At 69.0% G+C, this 22,274-nt stretch carries 25 protein-coding genes; 6 read left to right on the top strand and 19 right to left on the bottom strand.

Annotated elements, in window-relative coordinates:
• Positions 1 to 53 precede the first annotated feature (53 nt).
• The 5 genes from BST17_RS19645 to BST17_RS19625 all read right to left on the bottom strand — a co-directional run bounded on the left by BST17_RS19645 (position 54) and on the right by BST17_RS19625 (position 5,278).
• Positions 54 to 812 (bottom strand): SDR family oxidoreductase, encoded by a 759-nt coding sequence (locus BST17_RS19645; protein ID WP_083060578.1) that lies wholly within the window; start codon positions 810 to 812, stop codon positions 54 to 56.
• A gap of 18 nt (positions 813 to 830) precedes the next feature.
• Positions 831 to 1,589 (bottom strand): SDR family oxidoreductase, encoded by a 759-nt coding sequence (locus BST17_RS19640; RefSeq protein WP_083060577.1) that lies wholly within the window; start codon positions 1,587 to 1,589, stop codon positions 831 to 833.
• A 97-nt stretch (positions 1,590 to 1,686) separates the two neighbouring features.
• Complete coding sequence (locus tag BST17_RS19635) at positions 1,687 to 3,321, bottom strand: nitric oxide reductase activation protein NorD (protein ID WP_083060576.1); 1,635 nt, start codon at positions 3,319 to 3,321, stop codon at positions 1,687 to 1,689.
• On the bottom strand, positions 3,318 to 4,115 hold the full coding sequence (locus tag BST17_RS19630; protein WP_083060575.1) for a CbbQ/NirQ/NorQ/GpvN family protein: 798 nt from the start codon (positions 4,113 to 4,115) through the stop codon (positions 3,318 to 3,320). The genes BST17_RS19635 and BST17_RS19630 overlap by 4 nt, the downstream gene beginning before the upstream one ends.
• Positions 4,112 to 5,278 (bottom strand): spirocyclase AveC family protein, encoded by a 1,167-nt coding sequence (locus tag BST17_RS19625; RefSeq protein WP_083060574.1) that lies wholly within the window; start codon positions 5,276 to 5,278, stop codon positions 4,112 to 4,114. The genes BST17_RS19630 and BST17_RS19625 overlap by 4 nt, the downstream gene beginning before the upstream one ends.
• A gap of 69 nt (positions 5,279 to 5,347) precedes the next feature.
• Between BST17_RS19625 and BST17_RS19620 the strand changes: the two genes are divergently transcribed.
• The 3 genes from BST17_RS19620 to BST17_RS19610 all read left to right on the top strand — a co-directional run bounded on the left by BST17_RS19620 (position 5,348) and on the right by BST17_RS19610 (position 9,011).
• Positions 5,348 to 5,950, top strand: coding sequence for a TetR/AcrR family transcriptional regulator (locus BST17_RS19620; RefSeq protein ID WP_083060573.1), 603 nt, complete (start codon positions 5,348 to 5,350; stop codon positions 5,948 to 5,950).
• Between the two features lie 56 nt (positions 5,951 to 6,006).
• Positions 6,007 to 8,514: a DEAD/DEAH box helicase gene (locus BST17_RS19615; RefSeq protein WP_083060572.1), complete on the top strand. Its 2,508-nt coding sequence runs from the start codon at positions 6,007 to 6,009 to the stop codon at positions 8,512 to 8,514.
• Between the two features lie 107 nt (positions 8,515 to 8,621).
• On the top strand, positions 8,622 to 9,011 hold the full coding sequence (locus BST17_RS19610) for a VOC family protein (protein ID WP_083060571.1): 390 nt from the start codon (positions 8,622 to 8,624) through the stop codon (positions 9,009 to 9,011).
• Here the strand turns inward: BST17_RS19610 and BST17_RS19605 are convergent.
• The 5 genes from BST17_RS19605 to BST17_RS19590 all read right to left on the bottom strand — a co-directional run bounded on the left by BST17_RS19605 (position 8,986) and on the right by BST17_RS19590 (position 14,099).
• Positions 8,986 to 10,116, bottom strand: a complete 1,131-nt coding sequence (locus tag BST17_RS19605; RefSeq protein ID WP_083060570.1) for a glycoside hydrolase 5 family protein — start codon at positions 10,114 to 10,116, stop codon at positions 8,986 to 8,988. The genes BST17_RS19610 and BST17_RS19605 overlap by 26 nt on opposite strands.
• A gap of 171 nt (positions 10,117 to 10,287) precedes the next feature.
• Positions 10,288 to 11,466 carry a zinc-dependent alcohol dehydrogenase gene (locus BST17_RS19600; RefSeq protein WP_083060569.1) on the bottom strand — a complete coding sequence of 393 codons (1,179 nt, stop codon included), beginning with the start codon at positions 11,464 to 11,466 and terminating at the stop codon, positions 10,288 to 10,290.
• 45 nt (positions 11,467 to 11,511) lie between these two features.
• Complete coding sequence (locus BST17_RS19595) at positions 11,512 to 13,008, bottom strand: FAD-dependent oxidoreductase (RefSeq protein ID WP_083060568.1); 1,497 nt, start codon at positions 13,006 to 13,008, stop codon at positions 11,512 to 11,514.
• Positions 13,005 to 13,148, bottom strand: a complete 144-nt coding sequence (locus BST17_RS29355) for a hypothetical protein (protein WP_165762307.1) — start codon at positions 13,146 to 13,148, stop codon at positions 13,005 to 13,007. The genes BST17_RS19595 and BST17_RS29355 overlap by 4 nt, the downstream gene beginning before the upstream one ends.
• A gap of 42 nt (positions 13,149 to 13,190) precedes the next feature.
• Positions 13,191 to 14,099: an aldehyde dehydrogenase family protein gene (locus tag BST17_RS19590; protein WP_083060567.1), complete on the bottom strand. Its 909-nt coding sequence runs from the start codon at positions 14,097 to 14,099 to the stop codon at positions 13,191 to 13,193.
• A gap of 132 nt (positions 14,100 to 14,231) precedes the next feature.
• Here BST17_RS19590 and BST17_RS19585 point away from each other — a divergent pair, with 132 nt between their 5' ends.
• Positions 14,232 to 15,296: an Rv2629 family ribosome hibernation factor gene (locus BST17_RS19585; RefSeq protein WP_234807740.1), complete on the top strand. Its 1,065-nt coding sequence runs from the start codon at positions 14,232 to 14,234 to the stop codon at positions 15,294 to 15,296.
• Here BST17_RS19585 and BST17_RS19580 read toward each other — a convergent pair.
• Positions 15,293 to 15,481: a hypothetical protein gene (locus BST17_RS19580; RefSeq protein ID WP_083060566.1), complete on the bottom strand. Its 189-nt coding sequence runs from the start codon at positions 15,479 to 15,481 to the stop codon at positions 15,293 to 15,295. The two genes, BST17_RS19585 and BST17_RS19580, sit on opposite strands and share 4 nt — an antisense overlap.
• A gap of 178 nt (positions 15,482 to 15,659) precedes the next feature.
• Between BST17_RS19580 and BST17_RS19575 the strand changes: the two genes are divergently transcribed.
• Entirely contained in the window at positions 15,660 to 15,845 is a 186-nt protein-coding gene (locus tag BST17_RS19575; protein ID WP_083060565.1) for a hypothetical protein, read from the top strand.
• On the opposite strand, the gene BST17_RS19570 is transcribed toward BST17_RS19575, so the two are convergent.
• The gene (locus BST17_RS19570) at positions 15,842 to 16,606 is read right to left on the bottom strand and encodes an endonuclease/exonuclease/phosphatase family protein (RefSeq protein WP_083060564.1); all 765 of its coding nucleotides are present in this window, start codon (positions 16,604 to 16,606) and stop codon (positions 15,842 to 15,844) included. The genes BST17_RS19575 and BST17_RS19570 overlap by 4 nt on opposite strands.
• Positions 16,607 to 16,629: 23 nt before the next feature.
• Here BST17_RS19570 and BST17_RS19565 point away from each other — a divergent pair, with 23 nt between their 5' ends.
• The gene (locus BST17_RS19565) at positions 16,630 to 17,178 is read left to right on the top strand and encodes a hypothetical protein (RefSeq protein ID WP_083060591.1); all 549 of its coding nucleotides are present in this window, start codon (positions 16,630 to 16,632) and stop codon (positions 17,176 to 17,178) included.
• Here BST17_RS19565 and BST17_RS19560 read toward each other — a convergent pair.
• The 7 genes from BST17_RS19560 to BST17_RS19530 form a co-directional block, all read right to left on the bottom strand.
• Positions 17,172 to 17,429, bottom strand: a complete 258-nt coding sequence (locus BST17_RS19560; protein WP_083060563.1) for a DUF7218 family protein — start codon at positions 17,427 to 17,429, stop codon at positions 17,172 to 17,174. The genes BST17_RS19565 and BST17_RS19560 overlap by 7 nt on opposite strands.
• Positions 17,430 to 17,470: 41 nt before the next feature.
• A complete protein-coding gene (locus BST17_RS19555; RefSeq protein ID WP_083060562.1) occupies positions 17,471 to 18,487 on the bottom strand; it encodes a DNA topoisomerase IB in 1,017 nt (338 codons plus the stop codon).
• 38 nt (positions 18,488 to 18,525) lie between these two features.
• Positions 18,526 to 19,365 (bottom strand): SDR family oxidoreductase, encoded by an 840-nt coding sequence (locus BST17_RS19550; RefSeq protein ID WP_083060561.1) that lies wholly within the window; start codon positions 19,363 to 19,365, stop codon positions 18,526 to 18,528.
• 65 nt (positions 19,366 to 19,430) lie between these two features.
• The gene (locus BST17_RS19545) at positions 19,431 to 20,042 is read right to left on the bottom strand and encodes a hypothetical protein (RefSeq protein WP_083060560.1); all 612 of its coding nucleotides are present in this window, start codon (positions 20,040 to 20,042) and stop codon (positions 19,431 to 19,433) included.
• A complete protein-coding gene (locus BST17_RS19540; RefSeq protein WP_083060559.1) occupies positions 20,039 to 20,911 on the bottom strand; it encodes a vWA domain-containing protein in 873 nt (290 codons plus the stop codon). Before BST17_RS19540 ends, BST17_RS19545 begins: the two co-directional genes overlap by 4 nt.
• Positions 20,908 to 21,843, bottom strand: coding sequence for a hypothetical protein (locus tag BST17_RS19535; protein ID WP_083060558.1), 936 nt, complete (start codon positions 21,841 to 21,843; stop codon positions 20,908 to 20,910). Before BST17_RS19535 ends, BST17_RS19540 begins: the two co-directional genes overlap by 4 nt.
• Entirely contained in the window at positions 21,834 to 22,274 is a 441-nt protein-coding gene (locus BST17_RS19530; protein WP_234807739.1) for a hypothetical protein, read from the bottom strand. The genes BST17_RS19535 and BST17_RS19530 overlap by 10 nt, the downstream gene beginning before the upstream one ends.

Here is a 22,274-nt window from a genome sequence, read left to right as displayed (position 1 = left end):
GGACCCTTGAACATCCGTAGTCTGCCGGACGCCCCGCTCCCCGTGAGTCCTGCTCACCGCCCGATGATGCTGCGAATCAGCCAGTCCTCGAATCGGGTTTCGAAGCGCACCGCACCGCTGCCGGGCAACAGGGTCCGCTCGCCGACCGGGATCTCACCGAGGGGCGCCGATGGATCGGCGATGACCCGGCGCCGGTCGCCGCGCGCGACGAGGGCGGTCCGCACCATGGCGTCGAGCCGGTAGGTGCGCGGTCCGCTGACCTCGACGACATCGGTGACAGGGGCACCGACCGCCGCCACGGCCAGCGCTTCGGCGGCGTCGGCGCTCGCGATCGGTTGGACCAGCGCCGGCGGCAGGCGCAGGACGGGTCCGCGGCGGCCGGATTCCACCGCGCCGAGCACCGATTCGAAGCACGGCGTGGAGCGCACGATGGTGAACGGCAGCGGCCCGGCCGCCACCAGGTGTTCCTGCAGCAGTTTCGCGGCGTGATACCCGCTGACCGCCGCCAGCCTGTCGATCCCGACCATGGACAGCACGACGTGATGACCCACCCCGGCCCGCTCCCCTGCCGACAGCAGGTTCAGCGTGGCGGTGACGAAGAATTCACGCGCCGCGTCGCTGTCCGACGAGGGCAGGTTCGAGGTGTCCACCACCACCGCGGCACCGTCCAGTACCGCGGAAAGCCCCGCGGTGGAGACGGCGTCCACGCCGGTGGACGGCGCCGCGGCCACCACCTCGTGTCCGCGGGTCACCAATTGCTGCACCACCTTCGAGCCCACCCGGCCGGTACCGCCCACCACGACGATGCGCACCCGCGGACTGTCGGAAGGTCAGGCCGACAGCCACTGCGCGAACGTGGTATCGAACACCGTGACCGCCGCACCGGCGGGAACGATGCTGTGGTCCTCGATCACGGCACCGAAGTACGGTGCGCGTGCGTCGGTGACGACCCGGCGGGTGTCACCCTTGGCGGCCAGACCGGTGCGGACGAAATCGTCCATCGCGATCTTCTCCGGCCCGGCGATCTCCACCGCACCATCGACCGGGGCGCCGACGGCGGCGCGGGTGACGCCGGTGGCGACATCCTCGGCGGCGATGGGCTGCATGGCCGCGTGCGGCAACCGGACGACCTCACCGTCGGTGGCCGAACCCGCGATCGCCTCGACGAATTCGTAGAACTGGGTGGCCCGCACGATCGTATGGGGGATCCCGGAGTCGGCGATCAGCTTCTCCTGCGCGACCTTCGCGCGCATGTACCCGCTGTCGGGCACCCCGGCCGCACCCACGACCGACAGGGCCACATGGTGACCGACCCCCTGTTCCCGCTCGGCGGCCAGCAGAGTGGCCGTGGACGTGGTGAAGAAGGCCAGCACGTCGTCATCGGCGAAGGACGGTGAGTTGGTGACGTCGACGACGACGTCGGCACCGGCGAGAGCCGCAGCCACCCCGGCACCGCTGATGGTGTCCACCCCCGAGCTGGGTGACGCGGCGACCGCCCGGTGGCCGAGTGCGCCGAGCTTGGCGACGACTTTCGAGCCGATCAGACCGGTACCGCCGATGACGACGATCGTGAGCGCGGGAACGTTCATGGTGGGAGAGCCCTTCGGGTTGGCGAACTGTCCCCTCCAGCGTCACGTCATGGCGCCGCCCGGCAGCCCTTGAAAGTCCGTAGTCCGCCCCCGGTCTTCACAACGGCGCGGCGAGCTCGCGCAACGCCGTCAGGAACAGTTCATCCATCCGTGGGCTGAGCTCGGCGAGCGAGGCGCCGCCGGCATGGCAGGCCGAGCCGAACACCGCCGCGCCCGGAACCTCGCCGCCGATCGACAGGCACAGGCACGCCACTCCGTCGGCGCGCAACTCCGCCAACGCCCTGGCGGTGTCAGCCTCGGCGTAGCGCCCTTCGTAGCCGTTGTCATAGGGGAAGCCGTCGGAGAGCACAACGAGGAGCCGGTTCGGGGTACCGGCCTGGGTCTTCAGGATCTCGCCCGCTCCACGGACAGCCGCGCCGAGGCGGGTGTACCCGGACGGCTGCAGCTGGTTGAGCCGGGCCCGCCCGGCCGCGCCGAAACGTTGCTCGAAGGTCTTGATGGCCGGCAGGTGGACGGCGCCACGCCCCTGGGACCGGAACGCGTAGACGGCCACCCGGTCGCCGAGTTCCTCCAGGGTCGCGGCGATGGTGGCCGCGGCCCGGCGCTGATGGTCGAGCACGGCGAGACCATCTAGATCGGCGTCGGTCGCCGACCCGGAGGCGTCGACCAGGATGAGCACGCCGAGATTGCGTTCCAGTGTGCGGCGTTCGAGATAGATGTGCTCGGGCGGGGAGAATCCCGACCGCAGATCGACGCACAGCGAGATGAGTGCCTCGACATCGAGGTCATCGCCGTCGGCGCGACCGCGTAACAATCTGGGGCCCAACCCCACTCGCGCCAGTCGCGCTCTGAGCACCCTATCGTCGACGACCTCGGCGGCGGTGATATCGGCGGCCGTCGTCAGCGGGAAGTCGATGACGCGGCACCAGTCCGGCCGGTAGCGCCCGGCGTGGACGTCCCACTCCGGATACACCGCGCCGCCCACGCCGATGGCGGCGCCCGGCCGCTCCCGCGAGGTGAAGTGGATCCGGGTGGCCGTCGGCCGCGCGTCGCGACCCGGTTTCCCGGCCTGGCGGGTCGACCCCACCTGCAGCTCCGCACCGGCGGTGCCCTCGACCGCGGCCCGTGCCCCACCGAACAGCGTGCGCAACAGTTCCGACAACGCCCGCGAATTGACCGGTGCCTCGAACAGTTTCAGGATCCGGCTCGGCCCGCCGGGTTCGCGATCGCTCTCGGTGTCGCCCTCGGTGACCGTCACCTCGCCCTCGGTACCGGCGGCCGGGGTATCGGGGCCTGCCGGCGCGCCCTGCACGCCGGTCGGCCGCAGGACACCGAACCAGTCCGGCGGTTCCTGGACGTGTCGGCGGCTGCGAGCGACCCGAAGAGACTCCGCGCTGCTCGCGGTGGCCGGCGGGTCCGCTCCCAGCGCCGCGGCGAGCGGAAACCGGGCCGACATCTCGGCGAGTGCCCGCCGCCCCTCCAGCGACAGATACCGCCGCGCCGTCACCGGCCGGTTACGCAAGGCCGTCAGGTACCGCCGGTGCAGGCTGCCGGCGCCCAGAAGGGCGCCCTGCAGCAACATCTCACGGCGTTGCCGCTCCGCCGGGCCCGCAGTGACGTAGATGACCCGGCCGTCGGTGTGGGCCTGCTGTCCGGGTGCGGCATGCGCCACCTCGACGGCTCTGCCGGCCACCGCGGTGGCCAGCAACCGCAACGCGGCCGGATCGGTCACGCGCGTGGCAGCGTCGCGTCGACCAGTTCGCCGAGGCCCCGCACGATGTCGGCGTCATCGGAGAGCACCTGGACCATGGCGGCCTGCACGGCGCTGCGCAGGCTCAGGCCTTCGGCGACCAACCCGCCGGTGAGGATGAGCATCCGGGTGGACGCCACCTCACGCAGCGGTGACCCGTCGAGATGGCGGATGGTGTTGGCCAGGTCGACCAGGATGCGCGCGGTCCCCGGTTCGATTCCGGCCTCGTATGCGACCACCTCGGTCTCGATCTGTGCGGGCGGAAACCCCAGTTCGATGGCGACGAATCGTTGCCGGGTGGACTCCTTGAGGCTCTTCAGCACACTCTGATAGCCGGGGTTGTAGGAGATCACGAGCTGGAATCCGGGCGCCGCGGACAGTGTCACGCCGAGCCGGTCGACGGGCAGTTCGCGGCGGTGATCGGCGAGTGGGTGGATGACCACGGTGGTGTCCTGCCGCGCCTCGACCACCTCGTCGAGGTAGAAGATGGCGCCCCCGCGCACCGCCCGGGTCAGCGGTCCGTCCACCCAGACGGTCTCCCCGCCCTTGAGCAGGAACCGTCCGACCAGATCCGCCGATGTCAGGTCCTCGTGTCCGGCGACGGTGACGAGTTCGCGGCCCAGTTCGTGCGCCATGGCGGCCACGAAGCGGGTCTTGCCGCAACCGGTGGGACCCTTCAACAGGATCGGGGAACCCCGCCGGGCGGCGGCCCGGAAGACCTGCGCCTCGTCGCCGGCTGCCCGGTAATACGGTGCGCGAACAGAGGTTTCGATCATCCGGCCGGCCGTTCGAAGGGCACGGTGGTCGGCACGGTCGCGCCCTCGGGGAGCACGAGTTCGCCGGCGCTGTCGATGTAGCCGGAATCGTTGCGTTGCATCGGCAGATCGGGGTGCGGGCAGGGTCGGTCGGTGCCCTCTCCGCAGATGCCACCGTTGAAGTAGGACCGCTTCTGGTGGTCCTCGGGCCACGGGTCGGCGTGCATACCGAGGTAGATGGCCGGCACGTTGTAGAAGAAGAAGAAACACGCGCTGACACCGGCGAAGATCGCCAGGAACCGGGTGAACTGTTGGCGCACGAAGCCGCCACGCAGACTGTCGAGTCCGCGTTCCATGACGGTGCGGCCGCGGTCATCGGTGAAGTAGCGCAGACAGCACAGCGCGGTCTGCACGCCACCCCACATCAGGCCCTCGTAGACCGGCCACTGGTAATAGGTACCCGCGTTGAACGACACCGCCTGAATGGCGCCGGGATAGGTGTACAGGCCGGTGGGCAGCAGGACCAGAGCCTCCATCACGAAGTCGAAGACGAAGGCGATGGCGTAGGTGATCATGATCAGCCGGAAATTGCTGATGTTGGGCCAGCGCGCCTTGATCTTGCGCATGAGCACGCAGCCGATGATGGTGATGAGCAGGACGCCGTAGGCGTAGCCGGGCGCGTTGGTCAGCAGCGGTTCGGCGACCATCGCGCCCGGATGCTCGGTGTTGGTCGTGCCCGGCAGATAGGGCGCCCACGACCCGCGGTTCCACAGCCAGGTGTTGTAGGTGCACCAGGTGTTGAAGTAGTTCAGGAACGGGTCCTGGAAGAACATCAGGCCCATCGACACCAGCAGCATGCCGTCCAGGGAGATCCGGCGTTCCTGGCGCCACGGCTTGATCAGGAAGAACCACAGGGCGAAAGGCAGCGCCAGCCAGAGGATCACCGCATTGGCGATCAACGGGATCTTCATGTACAGCGGCGGCTCGCTGGGCCCCTGGGGAACCCGCTCGAAGTATGGCCCGGTGATCCACCGGATCCAGACATAGATCTGCAGCGCCAGTATCGCGGCGCCGATACCGGCCAGCACCTTGACCCGATTCGATGTCCCCGGCGGGCGCTCGACGGGTAGCGCTGTGTCACTGAGGGATTCGGTGATGCCGGCGTTTTTCGGCAGGTTGCTCATCCGGTGAAGATACCAACCAGTATCTGAGTAACTCAAGGGTTTCTTGGATTCTGTGCCAGACTGGCCCTCATGGTCGAGCAGTGGACGCGCGAGAAACGCTTGGAACGCACCCGCGCCCTGCTGCTGGACGCCGCCGAGGAGGTGTTCGCCGACAAAGGTTTTGCGCCGGCCAGCCTCGATGACATCGCCCGCGCCGCCGGCTACACCAAGGGGGCGATCTACAAGCACTTCGCCACCAAGGAGGACCTGTTCTTCGCGGTCAGTGACCGCTACTGGCGGCGCTATTTCGAGAACTTCGCCGAGGTGCTCTCCACGGCGACCGAGGTCGGCGCGCCCGAACTCGACGCCATCGCCGACCGGTGGCGGCAGCTCAGCCTGGATCGCGGCGCCGAACACAGCGCGCTCGGCCACGAGTTCACGCTCTATCTGCTGCGCAATCCGGAGGCCCGGGAACGGGTCGCCGGTAAGCGGTCCGAGGTGGTCGAGGCCCTGAGCACGTTCATCAGCGAGGGCATGCAGCGCCTCGGCGCGACGCTGCTGATCCCACCGCTGACGTTCGCCCAGGTGCTCGTCGCCACCAGTGACGCGGTGGTGCTCGGCAGTCAACTCGACGACGTCGACCTGTACCGGCCGATCGTCGAGATGTACCTGTCGGCGATCAAGCTGGGCTGAGGGCCGACCGCCCCGCCTACCGGGTGCCGACGTCGAAAGGGCAGGCTGGTGCCACGATGACCGCCACTCCCCTGAGCCCCGACCGCGATGCCGATCCCGATGCGCTGTTCACCGCCTTCGGCGAGTGGGCCGCCGGTAACGGCACCGACCTCTACCCGGCGCAGGAAGAGGCGTTGATCGAGCTGGTCAGCGGCAGCAACGTGGTGCTGGCGACGCCGACCGGCTCGGGCAAGTCGCTGGTGGCCACCGGAGCGATCTACGCCGCGCTGGCCGGCGACCGCGTCAGCTTCTACACCGCACCGATCAAGGCATTGGTCAGCGAGAAGTTCTTCGCGCTGTGCGATGTGTTCGGCGCGGCGAACGTCGGGATGCTCACCGGGGATGCCGCGGTGAACGCCGACGCGCCGATCATCGCGTGCACCGCGGAGATCCTTGCCAACATCGCCCTGCGTGAGGGGGCCGATGCGGACATCGGCCTGGTGGTGATGGACGAGTTCCACTTCTACGGCGACCCGGACCGCGGCTGGGCCTGGCAGGTGCCGCTGCTGGAACTACCGCGCGCCCAGTTCCTGCTGATGTCGGCGACACTCGGCGATGTCACGTTCCTGCGGTCGGATCTGACCCGGCGCACCGGTCGGCCCACCGCGTTGGTGACCGGCGCCCAGCGTCCGGTGCCGCTGTACTACTCCTACGCCACCACACCGATGCACGAGACGATCGGCGACCTGCTGGACAGCCGTCAGGCGCCGGTGTACGTGGTGCACTTCACCCAGGCGTCGGCGCTGGAGCGGGCGCAGGCGTTGATGAGTGTGAACGTGTCCAGCAAGGAGGAGAAGGTGGCCATCGCCGAGCACATCGGCGCCTTCCGCTTCTCCACCGCATTCGGATCCACGCTGTCCCGGTTGGTGCGCCATGGCATCGGCGTGCACCACGCCGGGATGCTGCCCAAATATCGCAGGCTGGTCGAACAGTTGGCCCAGGCCGGTCTGTTGAAGGTCATCTGCGGCACGGACACCCTGGGCGTGGGGATCAATGTACCGATCCGGACGGTGGTGTTCTCCGCACTGTCGAAATACGACGGGACCCGCACCCGATTGCTCAATGCCCGCGAGTTCCATCAGATCGCCGGGCGGGCGGGGCGGGCCGGTTTCGACACGGTGGGCAATGTCGTGGTGCAGGCACCCGAGCACGAGGTCGAGAACCTCAAACAGTTCGCCAAGGTCGCCGACGATCCGAAGAAGCGACGGAAGTTGGTGCGACGCAAGGTACCCGAAGGAATGGTGCCGTGGAGCGAGAAGACCATGGCGCGTCTGGTGGACGCCACACCCGAGGCACTCACCAGCAGCATGCGGGTCTCCACGGCCATGGTCCTCGACGTCGTGGACCGGCCGGGTGATCCGTTCCAGGCGATGCGCCGACTGCTCACCGACAATCACGAACCGCGCAAGCGTCAGCTCAAGCTGATCCGCGAGACCCTGGGCATCGCCCGCTCGCTGCTGCAGGCCGGGATCGTGCAACGCCTGGACGCCCCCGAGCCCGACGGGCGCCGCTACCGGCTCACGGTGGATCTGCCGGCCGACTTCGCGCTCAACCAACCGCTGTCCACCTTCGCGCTGGTCGCTGTCGACGTATTGGATGCCGACTCCGAAACCTATGCACTGGATGTGGTTTCGGTTATCGAGGCGACGCTGGAGGATCCCCGGCAGATCCTGGCCGCCCAGCTGAAGAAGGCCCGCGGTGAGGCGGTCGCCGCGATGAAGGCCGAAGGCATCGAATACGACGAGCGCCTCGAACTGCTCGACGAGATCAGTTATCCGAAACCGTTGGCGGAGTTGTTGGAGCACACCTTCGCGGTGTATCTGCAGACCAACCCGTGGGCTGCCGACGGCACGCTGGCACCGAAATCGGTGGTGCGCGAGATGTGGGAGCGCGCCATGACCTTCCGGGAGTACGTCAGCCAGTACGGGTTGACCCGCTCCGAAGGCGCGGTGCTGCGTTACCTGTCCGACGCATTCAAGGCGCTGCGGTCCGGAGTGCCGACGGCGGCGCGCACCGAGGAGGTCCACGACATCGTCGAGTGGCTCGGCGAGCTCGTCCGCCAGATCGATTCCAGCCTGCTCGACGAGTGGGAACAGCTGACCAGTCCCGATCTGCCGCACGACATCCCGGTACCAGTACCGACCCGCCCCCGCCCGCTGACCGGTAACGCCCGGGCCTTCACCGCAATGGTGCGCAATGCCCTGTTCCGGCGGGTGGAACTGTTCGCCCACCGCCGCTATACCGAGCTCGGCGAATTGGACGCCGCCGCAGGCTGGCACGCCGAGCGCTGGGCGCAGGCCGGCGCGGAGTACTACGCCGAGTACGACGATGTCGGCATCGGTCCCGACGCCCGCGGGCCGGCGTTGCTGATCATCGACCGGCAGGCCGACCGGTGGGAGGTCCGTCAGATCCTCGATGATCCTGTGGGTAACCATGATTGGGCGATCACGGCCGAGGTCGATCTGGCGGCCTCCGATGAGGAGGGCTCGCCGGTGGTGCGGCTCATCGATGCCGGCCCGGACTGATCGGCACCGGCACATGTTGACCGAAGGACGCTACAAATTCACATCAACACCGCGCCGCTGAGACCGATCGTGCAACGGTGGCTGCGCGGCCCGCGGAGGGAGTCGTCATGAAGATCAGCTACGTCAGTGTGCTCGTCGACGATCAAGACAGGGCGTTGCAGTTCTACACCGGGACACTGGGTTTCCGCCTCAAACACGACGTGCCGATGGGTGGCGGGCCGCGCTGGATCACAGTGGTCGGTCCGGACGACCCCGACGGTGTCGAGCTGGTGCTCGAACCCGACGGCCACCCGGCGGCGAAACCGTTCAAGGATGCCCTGTTCGAGGACGGTATTCCGGCCACCGCGTTCGTCGTCGACGATGTGCGCACCGAGTACGAGCGGCTGGTGGGCCTCGGGGTGCGGTTCACCCAGCAACCCGCCGAGATGGGACCGGTGACGACCGCGGTGTTCGACGACACCTGCGGCAACCTCATTCAGATCCAGTCAGCTTCCTGAGGGCGTCGACCTCGGGTGGCCGGTAGGGCCTGCCGTCGTCGAAGATCAGATCGTGGAACCATTCCCGTGGCGGTTCGAGATACGGCTTGTCCCAGGAGTCCCACGGTAGGAACGTCTGGGTCTTGCCGGCCACCAGGCCCCACGTGTAGGCGCCGACGCGCCGCCGCTTGGCCACCGGCAGGACGCCTTCGATGGTGCTGCCCTCGGTGCGCGCCAGATACTCGGTGCACATCAGCGGCCTTCCCCACGGCTGCAGTTCCTCGATGCGGTGCTCGAAACCGGCCGGATTGTCGTAACTGTGAAAGCTCAGCACATCGGCCAGGTCGAGCTGGATGGATGCCATGTGGCTGCGCCGGGCGGCATCGCCCCATTCGCCCTCCCACACCCCGGTCGTCAGCGGCTGTACCGGGTCGACGGTCCGCGCCCAGCGAAACACCTGCGGCAACAGCTCGGCCACCAGTTCGGGCTTGTCCTTGCGCTCCACCTTCGAATACACCGCAGCAGGATTGTCCGGCTCGTTCCACAGATCCCAGCCCAGCACACGTTCGTCATTGCGGAACTGCCCGATGACCCGGACGACGTACTCCTGTAACACCTGTCGATACCGACGGTCGTCGAGTCGCTCGGCACCCGGACTCTGCACCCAGCCCGAGTTGTGCACACCCGGTGTCGGTGCCCGCTGCGGGCCGCTGCGCGGCAGCGGATCCCAGCACGAGTCGAACAGCACCAGCAGCGGCCGGATCCCGTGCTTGGCCGCGATGTCGACGAACTGGCCGAGCCGCTGGTGGAAACCGATGCGGTCCTGCGTCCACAGCTGGTCGTGGAGGAACACCCGCACCGTGTTCAGACCCATGGATCGGGCCATCCGCAGCTCGCTGTCGATGCGCATCGGGTCAAAGGTGTTGGCCTGGAACATCTCGAGCTGGTTGATGGCGTTCGACGTGATGTAGTTCGCCCCGACCAGCCAACCCTGCGCCCGGAACCAGCGGTGCGCACGGTCGTTGGACCATCGACCGGCCGCAGCGCGGGCGTGCGGAGCCGTCGCGAGCGCCGCAGCAGCCGGCGACGCCAGTAGCGGGAGTTTGAGAAGTGTTCTGCGGCGCACCGAGCTCGTAGTGTGAATTGCCTTGGTGTGTCTCAGATCACGTACCAATATGCCGTCCTTCGATTTCGTGTTCGTCATCGACCCCCCGGACAGCCGTACCGTACCCGCAGCACGGCATGCGTACACACATCGACCCGGCGCCGATGGCGCCGGGTCGATGAGGTCCGCAGGTCAGGGTGTCAGAACGACTTTCACCGCACCGTCGGCCTTGCGTTGGAAGATGTCGTAGGCGTGCGGCGCCGCGTCCAACGGCAGGGTGTGGGTGGCGAAGGTGTCCACCCCCAGCGGGTCGGCGTCGGTGAGCAACGGCATGATGTCGTCCACCCACTTCTTCACATTGGCCTGGCCCATCCGCAGCTGCACCTGCTTGTCGAACAGCGTGAGCATCGGCATGGGGTCGGCCATACCGCCATAGACGCCGATCAGGGATATGGTGCCGCCACGGCGGACGATGTCGATGGCCGAGTACAGCGCATCCAACCGGTCCACGCCGGCCTTCTCCATGAGCGGTTTGGCCAGGGCGTCCGGCAGCAGCCCGCTCAGCTGCTGTGCCGCCTTGGTGATCGGCGAACCGTGCGCCTCCATGCCGACGGCGTCGATCACCGCGTCGGTGCCGCGGCCACCGGTGAGCTCGCGGACCGCATCACCCAGGGACGGATTCTGCTCGAGGTCCAGCGTGCGCAGACCGCGACTCTGCGCCCGCGCCAGCCGCTCGGGGACCCGGTCCACCGCGATCACCTCGTAGCCGAGGTGCGCCGCGATACGCGCCGCCATGTCGCCGATCGGTCCGAGTCCCAGTACGGTGACCGAGCCGCCGTCCGGGATACCGGCATAGGCGACCGCCTGCCACGCGGTGGGCAACACATCGGACAGGTAGACGAACCGGGAGTCCGGCGGACCCTCCGGGACCTTGATGTGGGTGAACTGTGCCTGCGGCACCCGCAGCAGCTCGGCCTGCCCGCCGGGCACCTGACCGTAGAGTTCCGAGTAACCGAAAAGCGCCGCGCCCATTCCGTGTTCGCGTACCTGGGTGGTCTCGCACTGGGTGTAGAGCGTGCGATCGCACATGTAGCAGGACCCGCACGAGATCTGGAACGGGATCACCACGCGGTCGCCGACCTTGAGATTCGTGACATCGGCGCCCACCTCGGCCACGATGCCCATCGGCTCATGGCCGAGGATGTCGCCGGGGCTCATGAACGCCCCCAGGACCTCGTAGAGGTGCAGGTCGGAACCGCAGATGTTGGTCGAGGTCACCTCGATGATCGCGTCCGTGGACTGTTCGATCTTCGGATCAGGTACCTGTTCGACCCGGACGTCGCGTTTACCTTGCCAGGTGACAGCTTTCATGGGGCAGGCATGCCCGCCGAGCGGGGTCCGAAACAGCCGCGCCGGTCAGTATGGTTCGGAAGCGGTCAGCCCTCGCGTGGCCGGCCCCTCCAGCAGCGTCCCGTCCGGCGCGAATCGGGACCCGTGCAGCGGACACTCCCAGGCACAGTCGGCGTCGTTCCAGGTCACGATGCCACCAAGGTGGGGACATACCGGAGAGACCGTCCGGTGGACCCCGTCGACAACACTGTCGGCGTGCAGATGCCACGGCGGTCCCGCGACCACCCCGTGCCCTTCGTCCGGGTCTGCCCTGCGGGTGGCCGGCGCCACCCACCCCTTGGCCAACTCGTACCCGTCGGACAGATTGAGCTTGAGTGCCGCGGACAGTCCGCGCAGTTCGCGCGGGCTCCACGCGGCGAACGCGTTCGCCCACGGCATGTGGCCACCCAGGATCTGCCCGGACAGTGCCAGCGCCGCGGCGATACCGTTGGTCATCCCCCACTTGTCGAATCCGGTGGCGATCCAGATGTGTTGTGCGCCGGGCAGAATCGGACCCGCATAGGGCAACTCGTCGATTGGTGAATAGTCCTGCGCCGACCAGAAATGCGTCTGTACCGCGCCCGGGAAGTGCTGCTTGGCCCAGTGCACCAGATCTGCCACCCGGCGCGCGGCATCGGTGGCCCGACCCACCTTGTGCCCGCCGCCGCCGACGATCAACCGATCACCGCCCGGTGTCGGCGCATAACGCACCGACCGGGTCGGCGAATCGGTGGAGATGAACATCGGCCGGGTGATGTCACCGGGCACATCGAAAGCCACACAATAGGATCGGTGCGGACTGACCTTGGCGAAGAAGCCGCCCCGGTCAAGGATCGGGATACCGGTCGCCAGGATGCAGTGCTCGGCGGTCACCGTCGTCGACGCGCCGGCCCGGTCGACGGTCAGCCGCAGCGGGGTGCCGACCGAGACGCCCCGTACCCGCGCGCCCTGCACCAGCGTTCCGCCGTGCCGCTCGAACTCCACGACGAAGCTGTCCAGCAGCGGAATCGGGTCGATCTGGGCCTGGTCGGGCAGGCGGACGCCGCCGGCGAAGGGGAACGGCACGGCCGCGTCGGACGCCCACTCGGCCGGCAGACCGGCGGCCCGGCAGGCCTCGAGTTCCCGGCGCGCCGAATCGACACCGGACTCCGATTGGGCGTAGGTGTAGGCATCCTCCCGTTGCACGCTCAACCCATGCGCCTCCAGGTGGCGCAACAGCCAGTCACGTCCCTCGGTATTGCCGTCGACGTACGCGCGCAGTATCTGGTCCCCGTGTTTGTCCCGGATCCGGGACAGCTTGCTCCCCTGCAACAGGCTGACCTTCCCGGTGGTGTTCCCGGTGGTACCGGCGCCGACATGGTGGGCCTCCAGCACCACCACCCGCTTACCGGCACGTGCCAGCAGCAGCGCAGTGCACAGGCCGGTGATCCCGGCGCCGACGACCGCGACGTCGAAGGTGTCGTCCGAAAGCCCGGAGGCACGGTCGACCACCTCGGTGCGACCGTCCAGCCACAACGATGTCATGCGCCGGTGCCCTCCCCGGTCTCGTCCGGATCATCGGCACCCTCGGCCTGATCGGGCTGGGGCTGCAGCCGTTCGGGTTGGATCATCTCGGGGTCACCATCGGGGTCGTGCTGAGCGTCCTCGTCGGGATTGGCGGTCATAGGGGCGGCGATACCCCGTGCCGCGGCGCCGAAACGGGGCAGTCAACCCCCGACCGGTGCGTAGTGCACGACCTTCACCGCACTCATCTCGTCGAGTAGTTCCGGCCCGTAGCCGAATCCCGCACCGCTGGCCCGCCGCGGTTGCGCGGCGCCGCCCGGAGCCCCGCCGAACACGTTGTTGATCTTGACGGTTCCGACCGGCAGCGCACGCCAGGCCTGCTGCGCGCGCGACATGTCCGCGGTCAGGACCGTCGCGGCCAGGCCGAACCGGTCATCGGCCGCCTCGGTCAGCGCGGTCTGGAAATCCGGCACCTGCCGGACCGCCGCGACCGGGCCGAACGTCTCGTCGCTGAAGATCAACATGTCGGGTGTACACCCGGTGAGCACCGTGGGCGGATAGAAGTTCCCGTGGCCGGCGGGTTCACCGCCGACGAGGATCCGCGCGCCGCGGTGCGCCGCATCGCTGACGTGGCGGTGGACGTGTCCACATTGCCGCTCGTCGACCAGCGGACCGATCCGGTCTGCCCAGGACCGTGCCTCGGCGACCAGGGCATCGGTGAACTCGGCGGCCACCGCCTCGTGGACGTAGATGCGCTCCACCGACACGCAGATCTGGCCGGCGTTGGCGAACGCGCCCAGCGCGGCCTGGCCGGCGGCCCAGTCCGGTGGCACGCCCGCGTCCACGATCAACGCGTCGTTACCACCGTTCTCCAACAATGCCTTGGCACCGCGTTGGGCGCAGGCGCACGCGATATCCCGCCCGGTGGCCGAACTCCCGACATGCGCGACCACGTCGACGAACGGGGAGGCCGCCAGGCGGGCTCCGACGGCCCCGTCACCGTCGACGATCTCGAGCACACCGTCCGGCAGTTGCGCTGCGATCAGTTCCGCGAACAGCCTGCCGGTGTCCGCACAGCGCTCACTGGGCTTGTGCACCACGACGTTTCCCATCGCTCACTCCTCGGTCGGTGATGCCGGTTGGGGTGCCCGGCTGGTCGCGGTGTAATCGCCGGGTGTCAATCGGTGCCGTACGGATCCGGTCGCCGTGGCGGCCGGGCTGCTGGGCGTTCACGCAGCATCAGGTTGACCGCGGCCAGATTGCACTACGACAATTCGCACGACACCGAGGACGCAGTGGCGCAACTGGAGCTCCGGTGGCGCGCCATCCGCGGTCACCTCGATGCCCACGGCGTGGGCGCCACCGTGGCCGAGCACCTGCAGCGGGCCGTCCTGGGCAGCCTGCCGACCTCGGGGCAGGCGGGGCGGGCACTGGTGGCCGATCACGCGGGCGTCGTGTTGAACGAACCGCTGCTGCGCGGTCCCGCTGTGCCGCTGGTACGGGTGTCGGCGCTGCCCTATCTCATGCCGTTCGTCGAACATGGGCTGACCGACCCCACCTATCTGCTGATCGCGGTCGATCGCACCGGCGCCGATGTCACGGTGCACCGCGACGGCCGTGACGAGGACACCACCGTGCAGGGCAGCGGGTTCCCGGTGCATAAGGCGGCCGGCGCCGAAACCGCCGGCTACGGCGACCCGCAACTGCGCGCGGCCGAGGCTGCACGCCAGAACATCCGCGAAATCACCCGCGAGATCACCATCCTGTTCGACGAGGTCGATCCCGAGACCGTGTTCGTGGTGGGTGAGGTCCGGGCCCGCCACGACCTGCTCAGCGCGCTACCCGGCCGGGTGCGCGACCGGGTGGTCACCTTGGCCGACGGCGCCCGGGGCAGCATCGACACCGACCGGTTGCGGGCCGATGTCGACGAGCACTTCCTATTGCGGCGCAACGGGGCCATCGGTGACGCGGCCCAGCGGTTCGAGGCCGCGCGCGACGGCGGGTCCGGGTTGGCGGCACAGGGCCTGCCCGGTGTCTGCGCCGCGTTGCGCGATGGTGCGGTGGACACGCTGATCATCGGTGATCTGCAGGACCGCACCGTGGTGCTCGGTGAGCACCTCAGCGAGATCGCGCCGAACGCGGACGTGCTGTCCGAGTTCGGTGCTGCGCCGACGGCGAGCGTCCGAGCCGACGAGGCGCTGCCGCTGCTGGCCGTGTCCACCGCGTCGGAGCTGATCCGTATCGATGACCGCGTCTACCCCGACGACGGCGTCGGCGCGGTACTGCGGTACCGGCGCCGACCCGCCTAGTCCGGTGAGCCCTCGCTGTCGTCGAAGAATGCCCAGCCGTCATCGGACTTGACCTCCATGCGCCAGCCGAGTTCGGAGTTGTCGGCCTTGGAATCGACGAACCACGCGTGCGCGTCGCCGGCGCTTTCGATGTCTTTGGTGTCGACGACGTCGCCGTGCGGATTTAGAACTCGATAAGTAGCCATAGCCCAATTAGTTTCCCGTTTTCGGCTCCGCTAATCCTGGGTGCCCGGTCCGATGCCGAACACCGATCCGGCGTCCCGCCGAGGAGGCGGAATCCGTTCGGTGCCAGGGTGACCGGACCGGCCCGGAACTGCGCGGGCTCGGCGGTTAGCGCATCCGGGCGACGGGTATCCAAGCGCGATGACAGGTCCAGATCCGGAGAAGCGCGAATCCGAGCACAGTGAATCCGATGTCGACGATGACCCGAAGGTGGCCGGCTCCCGGGCCGACGGCGAGGAAGGTGGCTCGTATGTGGGGCGTACCTTCTCCGACGAGGATTTCGACAGCGGGCAGACCGGCGCCGAGGCGCGCAGCGAGGCCGATTAGCCCAGCTCGATGTCGACGGCCAGCGGTCGGTGGTCGGACAGATCTGCCAGCGGCGCTTCACAATTGCGCGCACACAGCGCCGGGTCGTCGGTCAGGATGTGGTCGAGTTGCTTGGTGGGGGCGTCCGCGGGAAAGGTCGGCGCGGTCGCCAAGGACCGGAACCCTGTGTAGCGGCTCGCCGCCTCCGGGGCAAGGTTCAGATCACCGGTGACGATGTGTGGCCCGGGCAGCCCCTGCAGATCCCGCACCAACCTGCGCAGTTGCCTGCGGTTCCATCCCGGCACAAACGAGAGATGGGTGTTGGCAACCGACATCGGGCCGAGCGGGGTGTCCAATTGGGCGATCACCGCGGCGCGCGGCTCCTCGTTGACGATCATCACCTTGTTCGGCCCCGGCAGATACATCGGGAAGCGCACCGGAATCCGCGGCAGTCGCACCACCTGCCAACTCGTGGCCGGGAAGCGCGACAGCAGGGCGATTCCGTATGCCGCGGTGCCGGGCTGTTCCTCGCCGGTGGCCGCCATCCAGGTGGCACCCGGGGTGCCGGCGATTGCGGCGACGAAGCGATGAGTGACCGCGCCCATCGCCTCGGCGGCGACGGCGGTGAGATCGGCACGGCCCGACCGCTGCTGTTCGAGGTCGACCTCCTGCAGCGCAAGGATGTCCGGGTCGAGCCGCTTGATGCACTCGGTCAGCCGAGACGGGTGCACGCCGTCACCGACGGTCCGTCCGTGCAGGATGTTGAAGGTGGCGATCCGCATGATCAGTGGGTACCCACGAATGCATGTCGACACATGAGGAACTGCGGGCAGCCCTGCGCACGGCCGCGTCGGCGCTCAAGGAGCACGGCCCGCCGTTCGCGCTCGCCGGGAGCTACGCCCTCTGGGTGGCGGGTGGGCCCGAACCCGTGCACGATGTCGATTTCGTGGTCGCCGAGGCGGATACCGAGGCCGCGGCCGCAACGCTGTGCAAGGCCGGGTTCCGCATCGAACGGCCGCCGGAGGACTGGTTGTTCAAAGCGCATGCCGGTCCGGCCCTGGTCGATGTCCTGCACCGCGTCAACGGCGATCCCGTGACCGCGCAGACCCTCGCGTGCGCCGAACAGCATGATGTGGTGGCGATCCGGATGCCGGTGCTTCCGGTGACGTTCGTCCTGGCGCAGAAGTTGCGCGCGCTCAACGAGCACTACTGCGATTTCACCCGCTTGCTGCCGGCCGTACGGGCGGTGCGGGAACGGGTGGACTGGGCCGAACTGCGGGCCACGACCGCCGACAACGACTTCGCGGTCGCGTTCCTGGTGTTGGCCGATCGGCTCGGCCTCAGTGGTCAGTGATTGCGCAGCTTGTCGACGAGCTTGTCCTTGGTGAGCTTCGAATAGCCGCTCATGCCCAGTTCCTTGGCGCGCTTCTTGAGGTCGGCCACGTTCCAGTCCTCGTAGGACCCTGACTTGCCGCCCTTGCGGCCCACCGCGGACGTGCCGCGGGCGGCCGCCGCATTGGAGATGCGTGCCGCCTTCTCCTTCGAGTTGCCCTGCTCGCGCAGATCCTCGTACATCTTCTCGTTCTTGATCGATGAATTCGGCATGTCGGTGGATTCCCGGGAGCGGGCCGCACGAAACGGGACCGTCAGCCCTTGCCGACCTTGCGCACCAGGTTGCGGGTCGCCTTCTCCAGTATCGCCACGGCGGCCGCCCGGTCCTTTTCCCGTGCCGCCCGCTTGGCCGCCGCCGCGATGGTGGTGCCCCGCTCGTAGCCGGCGACCACCCGCGGATCCACATACGAGCTGCGGGCCACCGCCGGGGTGTTGCCCAGCTCCTCGGACACCTGCTTCATCACCCCGGACACCGCGCGCTTGCGCTGACGTTCCGTCTCGCCCGGATCGGCCTCGGCGAAGGCGGCGGCCGCCAGCACGGTGCCGTGCCAGGTGCGCAGATCCTTCACGCTGTAGTCGTCGCCGACCAGCTCCTTGAAACGCGTATTCAGGTCCGCGGCGTGGATGTCGACCCACCCGGAACCGTTGCGGCACACCAGCAACCGGTCGGTGCGGCCATCTCTGCGCAGCAGCGCGCGTACCGCCCTGAGCACCTCGGGGTCGTCGATCTCCCAGATCCGGCGCACCCCGCTCTTGGCCGGGAAGTCGAAGGCGACGGCCCCTCTGCGGAGACTGACATGCTCGCACTGCAGCGTTGCCAGACCGTAGGACTCATGCTCCTCGGCGTACTGCTCGCCACCGGCCCGGAAGTAGCCGAGGTCCAGCAGGTGCAGCGCCAACGCCAGGACCCGGTCCCGGGACAGCCCGCGGCCGTTGAGGTCCGCGGCGATCCGCTCCCGCCAGGCGGGCAGCGCGGTCGACATCTCCAGCACCCGGTCGAACTTCTCCTCGGCCCGCTCCTCCTGCCAGGCCTGGTGATACAGGTACTGCCGGCGGCCCGCGGCATCGGTGCCCACCGCCTGGATGTGGCCGTTCTCGTGCGGACTGATCCACACCTTGCGCCAGGCCGGCGGAATGACGAGATCCTTAATGCGGGCCCGATGGTCGGCGTCGTCCAGCGGTCGGCCGTCGGGATCCAGATAGCTGAAACCCTTACCTCTGCGCTGCCGGCTGATGCCGGGGCCGTCGAGATCACTCCGCCGCAACCGCATGCGTCCTATTACCCTGGCGGCGCGGGCTTTACACGCGGTCAGTCGTTGCGCGCGCCGACCCGGGCCCGCTCCCGGATCGAGGCGACGACTCCGCCGTCGTTGAGGATGTCGGTTCCGGTGAGATAGCCCGCCCGGTCGCTGACACAGAAGGCGAACAGTTCGGCCATCTCCTCGGGCCTGCCCCAGCGGGGTACTGCGGCGTCGGCCACCAGCGCGCCGGCGCCGCCCGCTTCCTCCAGCCTGCCCATCTCGGTGTCGACCGAACCGGGTGATACCGACACGATGCGCAGGCCGCGCCCGTTGAACCGTTCGGCCTGGGCACTGCTGTACCACTTCACGAAGTTCTTACTGATTGCGTAGGCGATGCCGGAGCGCTGCTCGTCCCCGGCCACGGCACAGGCGGGCAGCACATCGGCCAGGAACGCCGCCTCATCGGCCAGTGCCCCCGGGAAGCTGCCGACCGGGATGAGTGATTCGGGCAGGATGTGCGCGGCCATCGACGCGACGTTCACGATCGCGCCTCCCGGGTCGACGTTCTCGTGGAACGCCTCGTTGACATGCACCGTGCCGAACACGTTGGTGCGCATGACGTATTCGGCGTCACCCATCGCGGGGCTGACGCCCGCGGTGTGCACGACGGCGCGCACCCGGCCCAGCTCGGCCGCCGTGGCGTACAGCGTGTCGACGGCCTGCCGATCGGTGACGTCGCACTGCACGGCAACCGCGTCGATACCGAGGTCGGCCAACGTCGTGACCGCGTGGGCCAGCCGGTCGGCGCGCACGTCGGCGAGGACCACCCGGTCGGTGCGCCCCACGATCTCCGCCGTCGCCACGCCCATCCCGCCGGCCCCGCCCGTGATCACCGTCACCGCATCCATCCCTGGACCGTATCTCATGACCGTTACGGATGACGGTCTCGGTGTCACGCCGCGGCGTCCCGATCTCACCGCCCGGCGGCATCGCGCAGGATGTCACCGAGCCGGTCGAGCGGGTCGCCCTGATCGGGGTTCAGGCGGCGTTCCTGCTCGTCGGGTGTCGAGGCGCCGCCGGGGGCGGGTGACCCGGCCGGGGGCGGTGGTGGTGGCGGTGCGAGCGGCGGTGCCGGTGGCAGTGGCTGGGACAGCGCGGCCAGCTTGGCGTCGAGCCGGGGCGCCGCCCGCTCACGGATCTCCCGGCGACCGGGATCGGTGTCGGTGTTGTCGGCGAAGCAACCCGGCGGCGCCTGCTCGACGACCTCGCGGGCGCTGCGGTAGTACCCGCGTGCCTCATCGGCGTCGACGGCGGCCACCGCCCGGTCCCCCAAGGTCTCCCGCACCAGCACCAGATCGACCCGCAGCGCACAGGACCGCCCGCCCTCCACACGCTCGAGCACGGCGACGAAATCTTCCTCGGCATCGAGCAGCCGGTCGTCCCGGGCTGCGGCCAGTCCATCGGAGAATCGTTGTGTGGCAGCCCGGTCGGTCAGACCGGTCCACACCGACCAGCCGGCGACGAGCAGCAGTATCAGCACCACCGGCGCCGAGAGCACCAGCAATCGTCTGCGTCGTGCTGTCATCGGCCCACCGCCACCCGGTCCAGCCTGGTACGCCGCAGCTCCCGCAATGCCCGGTACAAGGCACCGAGCAGCAGGACGGCCGCGGCACCGCTCAGCGCCCAGTACAACTCGAATCCCGCCGGAGTCTGCGTGCCCGCCTCGGACCCGCCGTCGGCCATATCGTCCGCGCCGAGCAGGTCGTCCAACGGCCGGTCGGGTTCGCGCGGTACGAACGGCACTCCGATCTGATCGGCGATCCCCCGCAGTGCCGCCGTCCCGTCGTCCCGGTATCCGAGCACCGCGCCGCCGTCCACGGCGTCCTCGGCCAGGTCGAAGTCCCGTGGCGGAAGCGGTGACCCCGGCGTCCCGGACCCCAGATAGAACACCAGGTTGCGGGCCCGGGGGAACTGCTGGGTGGCGCCGATGAGCTGGTAGCGCAGCACATTTGCGGCCGCGCCGGCATTGGCCGTGTCCACGGGCACCGACTCGTCCACGGTGATGGTGCTGACGACCGGTCGCAGGCTCCAGCGGTCGGCCGACAGCGGCCAGTCCAGTGCCGGCCGGGCGGCGAAGCCGATCACCGCGAAGCGCGCATCGGGGTAGCGGTCGATCAGGGCCGCCATATCGCTGCGCGCCTGTGCAATCGCCGGTCCCGACATATCGGGTGACCGGTCGACGACCAGGAACACGTTGGGGTCACGGTCACCTGCGACGCGGGTGACCGCCTGCTCGGAGTCACCGATGACCGGTCGCAGCAGCGCGCACAACAGCAGGACGGCCGCCACGATGAGTGTCCGGTACGGGCCGCGCCTGCCCAGCACGGCGGCGGCCAGCACCACGGCGGCCGCGGCGATGGGCAGCCACAGCGGTAACGCGGGTTGCAGGGTCATCGCCGGATCACCACCGGGATCAGCAGGACGGCGGCCACCGCCAGAATCGCCGCCAACAGGGCCGGGTCCGGTGTCTCCGAGGAGTACGCCGTCGCGCCCTCGGCATCGGTCACCGGCGGCGGCGGGTTGCGCCGGATCTCGGCCAGCCTGCCGTTGACGTCGGCGGTCCCGGCGTATGCCCGTCCGCCGGTGGCCTCGGCGAGCGCGGCGGGCAGGCCGGTGCCGGCGGTGACGGCGTTGATCTGTATGCCGCCGTCCACAGCCAGCCGGCGCACGGTCGCATCACTGAACAGCCCGGGGGCGGGGTCGTCGGGCAGGCTCGCCGGACCGATGTAGATCAACGACCGGCGCTGGGGTGCCGCGGACTCGAAATCCGGGAAACCGGTCAGGCACAGTGTCAGGATGTCTGCCACGGTCGGGGCGTAGTCGACATAGCGGATGTCGGCGGTCAGTGCGCCCGGGGCGGCGAACCGTGCTGCGGCGTATTGATAATCGCGGGTCAGCGGAACCACCCGGCGGTCCGCCGATGTCAGACCGATACGTTCGCTGCCGAATCCGCGGGCCGCCGCGGCGAAGTAACGCAGGGCGGTCTGCACCGCCGGATCCTCGGCGGGGTCGCCGACGCAGACCATGATGTCCTCCGGCTGCTCGGCGGCGGCCTGGCGGGGCGGCACGGGCAGGCCGGTCGGCCGCGCGGCGGCCAGCGCCGCGGTGGCGAATGCCGCCAGCAGCAGCACGATGCTCAGCGCGGTCGTGATGGTCTGCATGCGCGCGGCACGCACATACTCGGGCAGCGCGGTCAGTCTTCGGGTGTTGGCCAGCGCGCGCGGCGGCCGGTCCGGCGCCCGGCCGGGCCACAGCAGGGCCGCACCCACGCATCCGGCGAGTCCGAAGCACGCGGCGGCCACGACGGCCCACCACATCAGATCCATTCGCGCACCAGCCGTTCGGCGGCATCGGCGGCGGCCTCGACATCGGTCACCGTGGTCCGGTTGAAGTGGACGTCGTCGAGGTCGGTGAGCACCGGCGCCGCGGGCGCGAGGGCACCCGCGGCGATCTCGGGGAGTTGGAGATACTCGACGCGTTGTCCGGTGGTGTCCTGCAGGAATCGACGGACATGTCCGCTGAGTTCCGCGGCGGCGGCCGGCGCGCCGAGGTCGGCGGTGCGGTACCGCATCCTGGTGTCCTCGATGGCACGCAGCGCGCGACGCCTGGTCAACGCGGTACGTGCCGCGGCCATCACGGCGGGCTCGGCCCGGCCCGGGGCGGTCCACCACAGCACCGCCGCGTACCAGCCGATCACCACCGCGGCGATGAGGCCGACACCCCACAACCAGCCCGTCGGCGCCGGCGGCGCATCCAT

This window comes from Mycolicibacterium bacteremicum (assembly GCF_002086115.1).
GTDB classification, from domain to species: Bacteria; Actinomycetota; Actinomycetes; order Mycobacteriales; family Mycobacteriaceae; genus Mycobacterium; species Mycobacterium bacteremicum.
Note: the sequence above shows the minus strand (reverse complement) of the source record. Positions and strands in the feature narration are given on the sequence as shown.

Coding starts and splice junctions, on each gene's coding strand:
- BST17_RS19560 (WP_083060563.1), bottom strand. CDS start 17,429: ATGCCGAATTCATCGATCAAGAACGAGAAGATGTACGAGGATCTGCGC.
- BST17_RS19545 (WP_083060560.1), bottom strand. CDS start 20,042: ATGACAGCACGACGCAGACGATTGCTGGTGCTCTCGGCGCCGGTGGTG.
- BST17_RS19580 (WP_083060566.1), bottom strand. CDS start 15,481: ATGGCTACTTATCGAGTTCTAAATCCGCACGGCGACGTCGTCGACACC.
- BST17_RS19630 (WP_083060575.1), bottom strand. CDS start 4,115: ATGATCGAAACCTCTGTTCGCGCACCGTATTACCGGGCAGCCGGCGAC.
- BST17_RS19625 (WP_083060574.1), bottom strand. CDS start 5,278: ATGAGCAACCTGCCGAAAAACGCCGGCATCACCGAATCCCTCAGTGAC.
- BST17_RS19610 (WP_083060571.1), top strand. CDS start 8,622: ATGAAGATCAGCTACGTCAGTGTGCTCGTCGACGATCAAGACAGGGCG.
- BST17_RS19620 (WP_083060573.1), top strand. CDS start 5,348: ATGGTCGAGCAGTGGACGCGCGAGAAACGCTTGGAACGCACCCGCGCC.
- BST17_RS19595 (WP_083060568.1), bottom strand. CDS start 13,008: ATGACATCGTTGTGGCTGGACGGTCGCACCGAGGTGGTCGACCGTGCC.
- BST17_RS19575 (WP_083060565.1), top strand. CDS start 15,660: ATGACAGGTCCAGATCCGGAGAAGCGCGAATCCGAGCACAGTGAATCC.
- BST17_RS19555 (WP_083060562.1), bottom strand. CDS start 18,487: ATGCGGTTGCGGCGGAGTGATCTCGACGGCCCCGGCATCAGCCGGCAG.
- BST17_RS19600 (WP_083060569.1), bottom strand. CDS start 11,466: ATGAAAGCTGTCACCTGGCAAGGTAAACGCGACGTCCGGGTCGAACAG.
- BST17_RS29355 (WP_165762307.1), bottom strand. CDS start 13,148: ATGACCGCCAATCCCGACGAGGACGCTCAGCACGACCCCGATGGTGAC.
- BST17_RS19530 (WP_234807739.1), bottom strand. CDS start 22,274: ATGGATGCGCCGCCGGCGCCGACGGGCTGGTTGTGGGGTGTCGGCCTC.
- BST17_RS19565 (WP_083060591.1), top strand. CDS start 16,630: ATGTCGACACATGAGGAACTGCGGGCAGCCCTGCGCACGGCCGCGTCG.
- BST17_RS19535 (WP_083060558.1), bottom strand. CDS start 21,843: ATGGATCTGATGTGGTGGGCCGTCGTGGCCGCCGCGTGCTTCGGACTC.
- BST17_RS19590 (WP_083060567.1), bottom strand. CDS start 14,099: ATGGGAAACGTCGTGGTGCACAAGCCCAGTGAGCGCTGTGCGGACACC.
- BST17_RS19540 (WP_083060559.1), bottom strand. CDS start 20,911: ATGACCCTGCAACCCGCGTTACCGCTGTGGCTGCCCATCGCCGCGGCC.
- BST17_RS19615 (WP_083060572.1), top strand. CDS start 6,007: ATGACCGCCACTCCCCTGAGCCCCGACCGCGATGCCGATCCCGATGCG.
- BST17_RS19640 (WP_083060577.1), bottom strand. CDS start 1,589: ATGAACGTTCCCGCGCTCACGATCGTCGTCATCGGCGGTACCGGTCTG.
- BST17_RS19570 (WP_083060564.1), bottom strand. CDS start 16,606: ATGCGGATCGCCACCTTCAACATCCTGCACGGACGGACCGTCGGTGAC.
- BST17_RS19550 (WP_083060561.1), bottom strand. CDS start 19,365: ATGGATGCGGTGACGGTGATCACGGGCGGGGCCGGCGGGATGGGCGTG.